Genomic DNA, 13,724 nt, shown 5'->3' on the forward strand with positions numbered 1-13,724 from the left:
TTTGTATTGCGCTACCTATCGTCATGATCACTTTAGCTCGATTTTTTCATATCGATATGGGGAATGTCATCTTCTAAATAAACATCTGAAATGGCCTCGAATCCAAATGACTCATAAAAAGATTGAAGATAGACTTGCGCCCCAATGACGATCGGTCGTTGCGGGTAATTGGCTTCAATTACTTCCATCGTACGTTGCACGATCTTACGTCCCAACCCTTCTTTACGATGTTCACTATTGACCAACACTCGACCAAAATGAATGGTTCCATCTTCTTCAAAAATACGTGTATAAGCAGAAATTTTCCCTGCTTCATCTTTGAAATACGTATGCCAAGCTTGGCTATCAATTTCATCCACTTCTTGGTAGGGACAATTTTGTTCTACGATAAAAACAGCAATGCGTTCTTTGACAATCTCATAAAATTCTTGAGTGGTCAAATCCGCAAATTTTTTTACATAATGTTCCATTTGAAAGTGCCTCCAATTCTCTTTTTTTCAGCATACCTATTTCCAAACAAAAAAGCAAACGAACCTTATAAAAAACTAGGCTCGCTTGCTTTTTAAACTGCTTCAGTTAAAAATTCAATCTCGACTGTTCGAGTAAGTACATCTGAATAGCTATACGATACTCGTTCAAAAGAATTTTCTTCAGGATCCAAATCAACAACGAATACTGAAGGATAGGTTTCTGTTAAAACGCCTCGGCGTTCTGTTTGACGCTTTCTTCCTGTCTGAGCAACCAGCATGATTGGGCTGCCGATACGACCTTCTAAATCTTTTTTGATTGTAGCTAAAGTTGTTGGCATACAGTTCACCTCATTACCCAATATACCACACTTTCTAAAAATTTTCAAGTTTACCATATAAAAAAAAGAAATGCAATAAAAACAAATAAGAAAAACATTAATAATTTTATAAATTATTCCTCATGATAATTTTTGAGATGTTGTTTTATTTTAAATTTCACACGGCTATACGCACTCTTGACTTGTTTGACATCCATTGAAAGTTCCTCTGCCATCCTCTTGAAATCGGTTCCTTGCATATAATAATAAAATATTTTTGCTTCCTTTTTTGAAAATTTGATTTCACAATCTTCAATGGCTTCATTTAACAGTAATCGTTGCATCGCAAGTGGTTCTTGAGTAGTGATTTCTGCTAAAAAGTCCGGACCTTCTGTTTCAACCTTCTGATCAATCGATAATTCATCTTTTTGGTCTCTGCGTTTCAAGGCATTTTGTTTTCTTAATAATGAATAAATTTGATTACTGATAATGCTTTTATAATAGCTGCCAAAGCTAACGCCTTTGTTATTTTCATAAGTCTTTAAAGCTTGGTATAAGGCGATCCTTGCTTCTTGTTCCCAATCTTCATACACATAATTTCTTAGGTAGTACATATTTTTTAAATGTAACAAAAGTGGAAAATATTTTTGATATAGGATAGCGAATGCTTCTTCATCACCGTCACGTGCGGCGCGCAATAACTCCTCAGACATAAAATAATTCCTCCATCTCTTTCGATTATGGAGGAATCTTACCATCAATCATCCGATTGACTAATCATATAACTGTGTTATCTATCTTTTCGCATTAAATCGTCTAACTTTTGGGACAATTTTTCTAATTGTTCTTTACTCCAAGGCGAATTACGACGAAAATTATCAAATTGCATATTTATATTATCTTGTGCAATGTTTTTCTCTGTTTTCTGGATCGTTTTATATAATTCATAGGCAGAAGTCCGCAAAGCCCCTTGTGAAAAGATCATCCATTGCTCGGCTAAGTCACTCGTGGCAACAGTTACTTGCGTTAAACGATCATTCAATTGGCCAGCAATACGTTCAATATAACTATCTGCCGTTTCATCTTCTTTTGTAAAGACGACTTCTAATTGGTATTTCTTGTAGTTTTGCTGAATACCTGGAACCAATTGTGCATCAAAAACAACTATCACTTCAATTCCTTCGTATTTGGCATAATTTGACAAACGATGCAACAAAGCTTCTCTAGCATCCGCCATCTTTTCTTGTTTTTTCAACAAAACGAGTTCTGGCCAAGAACCGATCATGTTATAACCATCAACAATTAGGAGCTGCTTTTTCATCTGATCACTCTCCTTGACGTTGAGAAAAAGCTTGATACATCAACAATCCAGCAGCAACACTCGCATTCAAACTTTGAACGTGACCGACCATTGGAATGGTCAAAAGTTCGTCCATTTCTTTTTTCAATCCAGGACTCATTCCTCGTCCTTCGTTACCAATCACTAAAGCAATAGCGCCTTTTGTATTCCATTTTTGGAAATTTGTACCATCCATATCTGTCCCAAAAACCCAAAAACCGGCTTCTTTTAGTTGTTGGACTGCTTGAACAAGATTGGTCACTCGTGCTACAGGTACATGTTCGACTGCTCCAGTAGAGGTTTTTGTAACGATTGGCGTAATGCCTACCGCCCGATGCTTAGGAATGATTACGCCATCTACCCCACTTGCATCCGCTGTTCGTAGGATCGAACCAAAATTGTGAGGATCTTCAATACTATCTAAAATGACAAAGAAAGGTGTTTCTGTTTTTTCTTTGGTTTGCTGAAGAAGCTGGTCTAAAGATAAATATTCATACGGGGTAATCGCTAAAACTACTCCTTGATGTACACCATGATCACTTAAGGTATCTAATTTTTGTTTTGGAACCCATTTAACTGGTACAGCTTGATCTCTAGCAATGTTCTTTAACTCTTCGGTTTTTTCTCCCCGTGAGTCCTCTTGTAAAAATAACTTATTCCCTCTACCTTGTTGTAAGGCTTCTACTGCTGCATGATGACCAAAGACAAAATTATCTTCGATTGCTTCCTCTTTTTTCTCCCCAACTACAGGTTCATAGGAAGTGTCATAATGGTTTCGCTTTTTTTGCGATTTTTTCTGTGATGAAGCGTTCATTGGCTGTTTCGTTGCTTTTTTACGTTTGTTATAATGACGTTCCTTTTGTTCTCTACCCATTTTTTTCACCGACTTTCTGGATACACCATTCAATTAATTCTTCTAACCGTTCTGTTTGTTTCGTCAAATGCAGATACCCCATCAAAGCTTCAAAACCTGTGGCAATTCGATAAGTTGTGACATCTGCATTTTTTGCACTTGTATGACTTTTGGCATTTCTACCACGACGATAAAAAGTTTCTTCTTCTGGTGTCATCAATTTTTCTTCTAGCATCTCTTTAATCAGATAAGCTTGTGCTTTTGCTGAAACATAATTCGTGGCTGCTTTATGAAGTTTATTCGGTTTAGTCGCCCCTTGTTCGATCAAATAGTCACGGATATAGATCTCATAGATGGCATCCCCTACATAAGCTAAAGCTAGTCCGTTTAATTGTGTATAGTCTTTCATGCTTCTCTTCTCCAACGAGTTCCTTGCGGTGTGTCATCAAGCAAGATCCCTTTTTCTTTTAATTGGTCACGGATTTCGTCACTACGGGCAAAATCACGATTTTTTCTTGCTTGCGTACGTTCTTCGATCAACTGCTCGATCTCTTCATCAAGTAATTCCTCAGATGTAAATAAAATACCAAAAATAGCCAACCATTGGGTAAATAATGCTTCCCCTTTTGCTAGAACATCCGCTGAAACAGTTGTTTTCTCCAAATATGTGTTTAACCATTTTGCCAATTCATAAACGACGGTAATTCCATTCGCAGCATTAAAATCGTCGTCCATTTCTTCAATAAAACGTTGTTCGATTTGTTCAAGCTCAGCTAAATACTTTGTGTCATCCGCCAGAGATTTTTCTGCTGTTGCTAGGCGGAATTTAAGATTATCAAATGTATTTCTTAAGCGTTGCAAGTTTGTCGCTGCTTCCTTCATCGTTGCCTCACTATAACGAATCGGTCGGCGATATTGAGTTGTTGCCATGAAGAAGCGTAACACTTGTGGATCTACCGTTTGGATCATTTCATGGACAGTAATAAAGTTACCTAATGATTTACTCATTTTCTGATCATCATCGCCAATCGTGACGTAACCATTGTGCATCCAATAATTGGCAAATTTCTTTCCCGTTTTTGCTTCGCTTTGGGCAATCTCATTTTCATGATGTGGAAACTCTAAATCTTGCCCACCACCATGGATATCAATTGTTTCCCCTAAATGTTTCGTTGCCATAACGGAACATTCGATGTGCCATCCTGGACGTCCGGGTCCCCATGGAGAATCCCAAGAGATCTCATTAGGTTTTGCTTTTTTCCATAGTGCAAAATCAAGCGGATCTTCTTTCTGACTTTGTTCTGCTCCCGTCCGTTGACTCGCGCCCACTTCTAACTCATCAATCGATTGATCACTAAGTTGTCCATAGGTTGAAAATTTTCTTGTACGGTAGTAGACATCGCCATTTGATTCATATCCATAACCTTTTTCGATCAATACTTGGATGAAAGAAATAATATCTGACATATGATCCATCACACGAGGATGCGCTGTAGCTGGCTCCACATTCAACGCCTTGGTATCTTCTTCAAATGCTTGGATAAAACGGTTGGCTACTTCTGGCGCCGTGATCCCTAATTCATTAGCAGCACGAATGATTTTATCATCTACATCAGTGAAATTGGAAACATAATCGACTTGATATCCCCGATATTCAAAGTAGCGTCGAATCGTGTCAAAAGCAATCGTGCTGCGGGCATTTCCAATATGAATATAGTTATAAACAGTCGGACCACACACGTACATACCGACTTTTCCTGCTTGAATCGGTACAAATTCCTCTTTTTGTCTAGTCAATGTATTGTAAATTTTTATCATTCTGATCTCCTCACTTTTTCTCCATTAATCCGTACTACTTTTGCAGGAACCCCCACGGCTGTAGCATAATCTGGAATGTCTTTTAAAACGACTGCACCGGCACCAATCTTCGTATGTTTCCCAATCGTGACCGGTCCTAATATTTGAGCATTGGCAGAAAGCATTGCCCCTTGTTTCACTGTGGGATGCCTTTTGCCCGTTTCTTTACCTGTACCACCTAACGTAACTCCATGAAAAAGAACTACATCATCAGCGACCTCTGCGGTTTCTCCAATCACGATCCCCATCCCATGATCGATAAAAACACCTTGTCCGATCTGGGCTCCAGGATGTATCTCGATTCCTGTTATAAATCGCCAAAATTGTGCATTGATTTTTGCCAGCAAGTAAAGTTTATGCTGATATAAGTAATGTGACACCCGATGCCAAAATAAGGCATGAAACCCTGGATATGTCAAAACGATTTCTAATGTTGAACGAGCAGCCGGGTCATTTTTTTTAGCTGCCTCTACCGCTCGGGCAAACCACCCCATCGTCATCGCTCCTTCCTCTCAATAATTTATGTAGTTCTCTGACAAATAAAGAAGCGCCTTTAACAAGTTTCCTTATTAAAAGACGCTAATTGGCGTGGTTCCACTTTTATTTATAATCAGATATGATTACCTCTAGCTGTTAACGTAAGCTTATACGTTCTCGACTACCTGAAATTCGTCACAAAGAGATGTGTCTATTTCACTCGCCGAAACCACTCCCAGAGGCATTTCAGTAAACATCGATCAGTGACTTCCACCGCCCGTCACCTCTCTTGAGATCAATGATTACTTACTTCTTTCTGTTCATCGTGTTTAGTTGATGACTTGATTTAAATGTGCTAATGATTTTTCACGACCAAGCAATTCGATCGTATCTGGTAATTCTGGTCCGTGCATTTGTCCTGAAACAGCTACTCGGATTGGCATGAAAAGATTTTTACCTTTAACGCCAGTTTCTTTTTGGACAGCTTTGATTGCTGCTTTTACGGTTGGGGCATCCACGACTTCCATTTGTTCTAGTTGTGCTTTAAACGCATTAAGAACAAGTGGAACAGTTTCGCCTGCTAATACTTCTTTAGCCGCATCGTTCAATACAGGATGTTCATTGAAGAATAAGGAAGAAGCTTCTACGATTTCAGCTGCGTAACTCATTTGTGGTTGATACAGACTAACGATTCTTTTGACCCATTCGATCGTTTTTTCATCAGGATTTTCTTGTACTCGACCGTCAGCGATCAAGTAAGGCAAGCACATGTCTGTTAACTTATCTAAATCCATTTCTTTCATGTAATGGTTATTCACCCATTGTAATTTCTTCGCATCGAAGGCTGCAGGTGATTTACTCAAACGATTTGGATCAAACATGTTGATCAATTCTTCTTGGTTGAAAATTTCGTCTTCGCCTACTGGTGACCAACCTAATAATGCAATAAAGTTGAACATTGCTTCTGGTAAGTAACCTAATTCACGATACTGTTCGATAAATTGTAAAATCGATTCATCACGTTTACTTAGTTTTTTCCCAGTTTCTGTATTGATGATCAATGTCATGTGACCGAATGTTGGTGGTGTCCAACCAAAAGCTTCATAGATCATCAATTGTTTAGGTGTATTTGCAATATGGTCATCCCCACGTAAGACATGAGTAATCTTCATCATATGATCATCTACAGCTACAGCAAAGTTATATGTTGGCATACTATCACGTTTTTGAATGACATAGTCGCCACCGATATTATCTGATTCAAAGGTGATATCCCCTTTGACCATATCTTTGAACGCATATTCCGTATTACGTGGTACACGGAATCGGATCACTGGTTCAATCCCTTGCGCTTCTTTTTCTGCTTGTTCTTCTGGTGTTAGATTTGCACAAGTACCCGCATAATGAGGCATTTCTCCACGTGCACGTTGTTCTTCACGAGTTGCTTCTAACTCTTCTTCTGTACAGTAACATTTGTATGCCCGATTACTTGCAAGAAGTTGATCAATCAAAGGCTGATAAATTTCTTTTCTTTCAGATTGACGATAAGGACCATATTCTCCAGGATTTTCAGGAGATTCATCCCAATCGATACCTAACCAAGCCAAATTTTCCAATTGGCTCTTTTCACCATCTTCAATGTTTCGTTTTTGGTCTGTGTCCTCAATACGAATAATAAAGTCTCCATCGTTGTGGCGAGCAAATAGATAATTGAACAATGCTGTTCGAGCATTCCCAATATGTAAGTGCCCAGTTGGACTTGGTGCATAGCGTACGCGTACTTTCGTCATTTTCTTCCTCTTCTTTCAAACTAGACTTTAAAATATGAGACAAAACACGAAAAACATGTTCTGTTTTACATCCTCATATTTCTTAAAGGCTTTTTCATTAAAATGAAAGCCACTCAGCACAAATTTTACCTTTAATATGGGAAATAGTAAAGCCAACTGGTTGAATTTCCTTACCAGTTGGCTACTTTTTATACTCATATTCCGATTTTTCTTTCGTTAAGCATGTTTACTTTTTTCAGTTTCTTTTTTATTGTCTTTATTATCGATCCCACGACCTGCATGGGCTGGTTTTGCAAAAATCATCCGCCCGGCAGCTGTTTGTAAGGCACTTGTAACAACCACTTCGATATGTTCGTTCATATAATGCTGTCCATCTTCCACGACCACCATGGTGCCATCATCGAGATAAGCAACCCCTTGTTGACGTTCTGTTCCTGCTTTTACGACTAAAACATTCATGTTTTCACCTGGAATAACTACCGGTTTTACTGCATTCGCTAAAGCATTGATATTCAACACTGGTACATTTTGAAACTCTGAGACTTTATTTAAGTTATAATCATTTGTCACGATGACACCATCTAAAAGTTTCGCTAATTTGATCAATTTGCTGTCCACTTCAGTGATATCTTCAAAATCACCGTCATACATTTCAACAGAGATTCCTTCTTCTTTTTGCAAAGCATTGAGGATATCCAGCCCGCGGCGTCCGCGAACACGTTTTAGGCTATCGCCAGAATCAGCAATATACTGTAATTCATAAAGCACAAAATTCGGAATCATCAGTGTGCCTTCTAAAAAACCAGTTTTGGTGATGTCATAGATTCGTCCGTCAATGATCACGCTAGTATCTAAGATCTTGTATTTATGAAAGTTCTCGCCTAATTTCCGTTCCAGTATTTGGCTCTCCACTTGACTAGGTGTTTCTTGTTCCACTTTCTTGTTTCTTGAACCAAAGATTTTTTTCCATTCATCGATTCGAGTGGTTCCCATCCTGAATCCTAAATAGCCTAAAATAACCATTAATAAGATGGGAAGAACACTATTTACAAACGGAATTTTCAAATTATATAGTGGCGTTGAAATAATTACACCTAAAGTTAGCCCGATAATCCCACCAATTGCACCAAACAATAGGTAAGTTAAACTAACCTCACTTAATTTTTCCTCAATTTGCTTGATAACAGCTGAGATATGTTTTGCCAATAGCAAAGACAATAAAAAGAAAATAAGTGCACCTAACAGGCTATTGGTAAATGTATTATTCAGCCATCCATTTGTTTGCTGACCAATTGTCTGCCAAGCCATTGGTAAAAAAGAAATACCTAAGCTGGCACCGACAATAATCATCAGCAAGGTGATGACACGTTTTTGCATACTCTTTCCTCCATTTCTTTAATTTTACTATTTTTAACGAAAGACACGTTTTAACGTTTCCGCCAAGGTAGCGACACCTACGACTTCAATGCCAGTCGGAGGATTCCACCCTCCTAGATTGTTCTTTGGCAAATAAACTTTTGTGAAACCCAGCTTTTGTACTTCTTTGACACGCTGTTCAATATGACTGACACGGCGAATTTCGCCCGTCAACCCGATTTCGCCAATAAAACATTCTGTCGGTTGTGTCCCTTTTTCTTTGTAACTGGAAGCAATACTCACAGCAATCGCTAAATCAATGGCTGGTTCATTTAATTTTACCCCACCTGCTGCTTTTAAGTAAGCATCTTGATTCTGCAACAGTAAGCCTGCTCGTTTTTCGAGAACTGCCATGATCAATGATACTCGGTTAAAATCTAAGCCAGTAGTGGTTCGTTTAGCATTTCCATACATTGTTGGTGTTACCAGTGCTTGGATTTCCACTAAAATTGGGCGGGTACCTTCCATCGCCACAACAATCGCTGAGCCTGTTGCTCCTTCTAATCGTTCTTCCAAAAAGATTTGGGAAGGATTCGCAACTTCTTCTAATCCATGTTCATGCATTTCAAATATACCAATTTCATTTGTTGAACCAAATCGATTCTTTACTGCTCTCAAAATACGAAAACTATGATGCTGTTCTCCTTCAAAATACAAAACAGTATCAACCATATGTTCAAGCATACGTGGACCCGCAATCGATCCTTCTTTCGTTACATGTCCTACGATAAAAATCGCAATCCCATTTGTTTTCGCTATTTTCAACAACTCAGCAGTCGTTTCTCTCACTTGACTGACACTCCCTGCTACACTCGTAATATCAGGTTGTGTCATCGTTTGAATCGAATCAATGATCACATAATCTGGTGAAATCTGTTCGATGGCACGGCTAATTTCATTCATATCAGTTTCAGCATACAAGTAAAATTCTGTATTGATTGAGCCCAAACGCTCGGCACGTAATTTAATTTGTTCTGCACTTTCTTCTCCAGAAACATATAATACTTTCCCGCCGATATCAGCTAATTGTTGGGATACTTGTAAAAGTAATGTGGATTTGCCGATGCCTGGATCGCCACCAATCAAAATCATTGACCCCGGAACTACGCCCCCACCCAAAACTCGATTCAATTCATCTAATTTTGTTTTGACTCGTGGTTCCTTTTTAGGAATCACTTCTGCAATTTTCGTTGGTTTGGCTTTTTCTCCAGTCAAACTTGTTCGTGTTCTACGGTCAGTCGTATCTTGCTCGATTTCCTCGACCATCGTGTTCCATTTCCCGCAATTTGGGCAACGCCCTAAGAATTTAGGCGAAACATAGCCACAATTTTGGCAAACAAACTGGACTTTCGCTTTTTTTGCCATTGTCCCGCCTCCTTTAAATAATTATTTTTGAATTAAATAAACCTTGAGTAGTTATACATCTGATGAACCAAAGCCACCTTTACGGGCCTGTTCTGTTTGGTCTTGATCTGCTTTTAAGAATGGTAAGAAAATTCCTTGTCCAATTCGCTCACCTTTTTTGATGACAACATCCTTCAAACCAAAATTAGTAAATTGGAACATGATATGCCCTTCATTTGCATCATTATTATAGTAATCACTATCAATGACACCTACTCCGTTACTTAAAACTAAAAAACGCTTCAACGGATTACTTGAACGATTGGCTAATTGTAAAAATTCATCTTCTCCCATATAGGCTTTGATCCCAGTAGGAACAAGAACTGGTTTTAATTTTTTCTCGTCGACTGTTGTTTCTTCATTTTTCAATACCTCTGAAAGAGCTGTTATCCCTTGTTTTAATCCAGCTTTCCAAATACTTGGAATAACAATATCTTCTGCCGCCTCAAAATCATATCCAGCAGCATGATGAGTTGCTCGTTGAGGTAATTGTATCTTTTGTTGTGCATATGTTGAAATAACTTCAAATCCTCTTTTTCTCACCGAATTTCCTCCCAAAATAGACTATATTTATTTTACCATATTCATGATACCAAAAGGACGACTTAAAAAATTCTTCATTAATTTATGTTAAGATGAATAAAATACTGCTGTCATAAAAAAATAAATTTTATACATGACTTTATGGTGTAAAACAAGTAGAATAGAACGAAATCAAAACGTGTATTTAGTTAGAGGTGTCACATGCGAAAAGAAGTTACAAAAGCCAAACGAATTGTTATTAAAGTGGGAACGAGTACTTTAATCTATCCCAATGGAAACATCAACCTCGCTGCGATTGATCAGCTTGCCTTTGTCTTGTCTGATCTTCGGAATCAAGGGAAAGAAGTCGTATTAGTTTCATCCGGCGCTGTTGGTGTCGGGATGCACAAAATGAATCAAGCTACACGCCCCACAACGATCCCGGAACAACAAGCAATCGCTGCGATCGGGCAGGCAGAATTGATGAACATTTATAATCAACGTTTCAGTGTTTACAATCAGCAAACAGCTCAGATCCTCGTTACTCGGGATGTGATCGATTTTCCTCAAAGTCGAGTCAATGTAATCAACACACTTGAACAGTTATTAGCAATGGGAACCATCCCGATCGTTAATGAAAATGATACTGTAGCAGTCGATGAACTTGAACATACAACGAAATTTGGTGATAATGATCAACTATCTGCGATCGTTACAAAATTGATCACAGCAGATTTATTAATTGTTTTATCTGATATTGACGGATTTTATTCCGCCGATCCTTCAAAAAATCCAGATGCAAAGATGTATCAAACCGTTTCGGTCATTGACGAGTGTTTAATGGCACAAGCGGGTGGTGCTGGCAGCACCTTTGGAACAGGAGGAATGTCTAGTAAGTTACAAGCAGCATTACGTATTTTTGAAGCCAACAGTACAATGATCCTGGCAAACGGAAAAAATCCTACCATTATTTTCGATCTTTTAGCCGGTAAAGAACTTGGAACCTTATTTAAGGAGGAACACGTATGACTGATTTAAATCAACTTGGAAAAAATGCAAAACAAAGCGCCCAAACTCTTGCCTTGATGAGCACAGAACAGAAAAATGACCTTCTCAAACAGATGGCATTGATGCTCAAAAAAAATCAAGGAGCGATACTTGAAGCCAATCAGAAAGATTTAGAGCAAGCAACCGAAAATCAGATGAGCGAAACGATGCTTGACCGCTTACGATTAACGCCTGAGCGTATCCATGATATGGCTGAAGAAATCAGTAAAATCGCTTCATTAGAGGATCCAATTGGAAAAGTAGAACAAATGTGGAAGAATGCTGATGGGTTACTGATTGGAAAAAAACGTGTCCCACTTGGTGTCATCGGAATCATTTATGAATCTAGACCGAATGTGACGACTGATGCAGCCAGCTTGGCTTTTAAATCAGGAAATGCCGTTATTCTTAGAGGCGGAAAGGAAGCTTTCTTTTCCAATCAATTATTAGTGAAGCTTCTGCAACAAACGTTAACTGATGCTGGCCTGTCTCCTTACGCTGTTCAATTTGTGGACGATACATCTCATGAAACGGCTGCTGAATTAATGAAATTAACAGAGTACTTAGATGTGTTGATTCCTCGAGGCGGCGCAAATTTGATCAGAAGAGTGAAGGAACAAGCCACAGTCCCAATCATTGAGACTGGCACTGGTAACAATCATATTTATATCGATAAAGATGCTCAGTTGACCATGGCAACGAATATCATCGTCAATGCAAAAGCTTCTCGTCCATCTGTTTGTAATGCTGCAGAAACATTGTTGATCCATTCAGAGATCGCCCCTTTCTTTTTACCTGTTATTGAAAAAGCATTAGTAGAACATGGGGTTTCTCTACGTGCAGATACGCGTGCCATGGAATATTTAGAAACTGCAACCCTTGCAGAAAAAGCTGATTGGGATACGGAATATCTAGACTATATTCTGGCTGTGAAAGTCGTTGATTCTTTAGATGAAGCGATCGACCATATCAATCGCCATAATACAAAACATTCTGAAGCCATCGTTACGGATAGTTACCAAGCAAGCCAACGTTTCTTGAACGAAGTGGACGCCGCTGCGGTTTATGTGAATGCCTCAACTCGTTTTACTGACGGAGCTGTTTTTGGTTTTGGTGCTGAAATCGGTATTTCTACTCAGAAATTACATGCTCGAGGTCCGATGGGATTGAATGAACTGACCTCTACGAAATATATCATTTACGGCGAAGGTCAAATCCGCTAAAATGTTTCACACGAAACATTTTAGTCTTCACAATAAAAATATGACAAAATTTTTCTTTATTTTTTGATTCTTGAAAAGTTTTTTAGTTAGAAAGGTTACTTTTATGTTCGAAATTTTCACGATATTTTTAGTATACTTGATTTCTTTAAACATCGCTGCCTTTATAGGAGTGATGATTTTAGCCACTTTTTTCCAAATAAAAAAAAGAAATTTTAATCCCACTCAGGAAAAATGGCAAGTTTATCTTCAAAAAATTGGTCCTAAAGGCATTGTTCAAAGGCTACATGTTAGTTATATGCTCGCTTTAGGCATTTTAGCTGTGATCAATTACAATCTAGCGTTCCACCATTCGATTGCTTATACGATCACTTTATTGATTGCCGGGATTTTCCATTTGTCTTTCAAATATCAATTAAACAAAAATAACTTACCCAAGCGCTTTAACTAGAATGCCTCATAACTACAATGATTGAAATAAGCTATTATCGACTAAAAGAAACGCATTTAGCGTAACTTTAAGTCGATAATAGCTTATTTTAGCCAAGATGATCTTCATTATCGTTAGAAAAAATAGCAAACCCATCGAATGTCTCACCATCATAATATCTTAACAATTCTTCTGTCGACAGATTCATTGTTTTTTCTTTTTCTATTTCCATATCTGTAAGTAGTTGTTCACGATAGGCTTGATACATACTCGCTAGTTTCTGGTGCATGATTTTTCGAGATTCTCCTGTCGCATTGATTACAGGCAGCTCTTTTAGATAACCACCATAAACGGGTCGATCATCCACCAACTCGATGGGAAGTTCAACCAACGTGATACCTACTTCTTTGAAATATTCTTCAATCATCGCTTTTCCTCACTTTTTACTGGCTGTGTCTTATTCTCATCATAACATGATTTATGACAAAAACAGTGTATTCATTGACCTTTTTCGTTGAAACACATGTTAAAAATAAATCCTCTCACGATACCAGTTACCAGAACTGTAGATCGAACGTCACA

At 38.3% G+C, this 13,724-nt stretch carries 16 protein-coding genes and 1 other annotated feature; of the genes, 3 read left to right on the top strand and 13 right to left on the bottom strand.

The genetic code is table 11. The features are described 5' to 3' along the window. Nucleotides 1-32: 32 nt before the first annotated feature. From IGK81_RS12555 to IGK81_RS12610, 12 genes are all read right to left on the bottom strand, one after another. Nucleotides 33-470 (bottom strand): GNAT family N-acetyltransferase, encoded by a 438-nt coding sequence (locus tag IGK81_RS12555; RefSeq protein ID WP_412003940.1) that lies wholly within the window; start codon nt 468-470, stop codon nt 33-35. 92 nt (nt 471-562) lie between these two features. Continuing rightward, the gene (locus tag IGK81_RS12560) at nt 563-808 is read right to left on the bottom strand and encodes a Veg family protein (protein WP_005875105.1); all 246 of its coding nucleotides are present in this window, start codon (nt 806-808) and stop codon (nt 563-565) included. 113 nt (nt 809-921) lie between these two features. Continuing rightward, a complete protein-coding gene (locus IGK81_RS12565) occupies nt 922-1,500 on the bottom strand; it encodes a sigma-70 family RNA polymerase sigma factor (protein ID WP_431393583.1) in 579 nt (192 codons plus the stop codon). Nucleotides 1,501-1,577: 77 nt separating this feature from the next. Further along, nucleotides 1,578-2,108 carry an NYN domain-containing protein gene (locus IGK81_RS12570; protein WP_034700055.1) on the bottom strand — a complete coding sequence of 177 codons (531 nt, stop codon included), beginning with the start codon at nt 2,106-2,108 and terminating at the stop codon, nt 1,578-1,580. 4 nt (nt 2,109-2,112) lie between these two features. Further along, entirely contained in the window at nt 2,113-3,000 is an 888-nt protein-coding gene (gene rlmB, locus IGK81_RS12575; protein WP_431393585.1) for a 23S rRNA (guanosine(2251)-2'-O)-methyltransferase RlmB, read from the bottom strand. Further along, the gene (locus IGK81_RS12580) at nt 2,993-3,388 is read right to left on the bottom strand and encodes a Mini-ribonuclease 3 (RefSeq protein WP_010720633.1); all 396 of its coding nucleotides are present in this window, start codon (nt 3,386-3,388) and stop codon (nt 2,993-2,995) included. Before IGK81_RS12580 ends, rlmB begins: the two co-directional genes overlap by 8 nt. After that, nucleotides 3,385-4,797 (bottom strand): cysteine--tRNA ligase, encoded by a 1,413-nt coding sequence (gene cysS / locus IGK81_RS12585; protein ID WP_034700057.1) that lies wholly within the window; start codon nt 4,795-4,797, stop codon nt 3,385-3,387. The genes IGK81_RS12580 and cysS overlap by 4 nt, the downstream gene beginning before the upstream one ends. After that, entirely contained in the window at nt 4,794-5,330 is a 537-nt protein-coding gene (epsC, locus tag IGK81_RS12590) for a serine O-acetyltransferase EpsC (protein WP_010720635.1), read from the bottom strand. The genes cysS and epsC overlap by 4 nt, the downstream gene beginning before the upstream one ends. A 75-nt stretch (nt 5,331-5,405) precedes the next feature. After that, nucleotides 5,406-5,646 (bottom strand) — a binding site (T-box leader). Next, nucleotides 5,643-7,103, bottom strand: a complete 1,461-nt coding sequence (gltX, locus tag IGK81_RS12595; RefSeq protein ID WP_438758128.1) for a glutamate--tRNA ligase — start codon at nt 7,101-7,103, stop codon at nt 5,643-5,645. Its footprint overlaps the feature before it by 4 nt. 216 nt (nt 7,104-7,319) lie before the next feature. Further along, a complete protein-coding gene (locus IGK81_RS12600) occupies nt 7,320-8,480 on the bottom strand; it encodes a PIN/TRAM domain-containing protein (RefSeq protein ID WP_010720637.1) in 1,161 nt (386 codons plus the stop codon). A gap of 33 nt (nt 8,481-8,513) precedes the next feature. After that, nucleotides 8,514-9,884 (bottom strand): DNA repair protein RadA, encoded by a 1,371-nt coding sequence (gene radA / locus IGK81_RS12605; RefSeq protein WP_010720638.1) that lies wholly within the window; start codon nt 9,882-9,884, stop codon nt 8,514-8,516. A gap of 51 nt (nt 9,885-9,935) precedes the next feature. Next, entirely contained in the window at nt 9,936-10,466 is a 531-nt protein-coding gene (locus IGK81_RS12610; RefSeq protein WP_010720639.1) for a dUTP diphosphatase, read from the bottom strand. 201 nt (nt 10,467-10,667) lie between these two features. Between IGK81_RS12610 and proB the strand changes: the two genes are divergently transcribed. The 3 genes from proB to IGK81_RS12625 all read left to right on the top strand — a co-directional run bounded on the left by proB (nt 10,668) and on the right by IGK81_RS12625 (nt 13,163). Next, complete coding sequence (gene proB, locus IGK81_RS12615; protein ID WP_010720640.1) at nt 10,668-11,474, top strand: glutamate 5-kinase; 807 nt, start codon at nt 10,668-10,670, stop codon at nt 11,472-11,474. Next, nucleotides 11,471-12,715 carry a glutamate-5-semialdehyde dehydrogenase gene (locus IGK81_RS12620; RefSeq protein WP_034700060.1) on the top strand — a complete coding sequence of 415 codons (1,245 nt, stop codon included), beginning with the start codon at nt 11,471-11,473 and terminating at the stop codon, nt 12,713-12,715. Before proB ends, IGK81_RS12620 begins: the two co-directional genes overlap by 4 nt. A 103-nt stretch (nt 12,716-12,818) precedes the next feature. After that, nucleotides 12,819-13,163 (top strand): hypothetical protein, encoded by a 345-nt coding sequence (locus tag IGK81_RS12625; RefSeq protein WP_010720642.1) that lies wholly within the window; start codon nt 12,819-12,821, stop codon nt 13,161-13,163. 88 nt (nt 13,164-13,251) lie between these two features. On the opposite strand, the gene IGK81_RS12630 is transcribed toward IGK81_RS12625, so the two are convergent. Continuing rightward, nucleotides 13,252-13,569, bottom strand: a complete 318-nt coding sequence (locus tag IGK81_RS12630; protein ID WP_010737260.1) for a hypothetical protein — start codon at nt 13,567-13,569, stop codon at nt 13,252-13,254. Nucleotides 13,570-13,724 lie beyond the last annotated feature (155 nt).

The sequence above is a fragment of the Enterococcus sp. DIV0703 genome, assembly GCF_051711065.1.
GTDB lineage: Bacteria > Bacillota > Bacilli > Lactobacillales > Enterococcaceae > Enterococcus_B > Enterococcus_B hirae.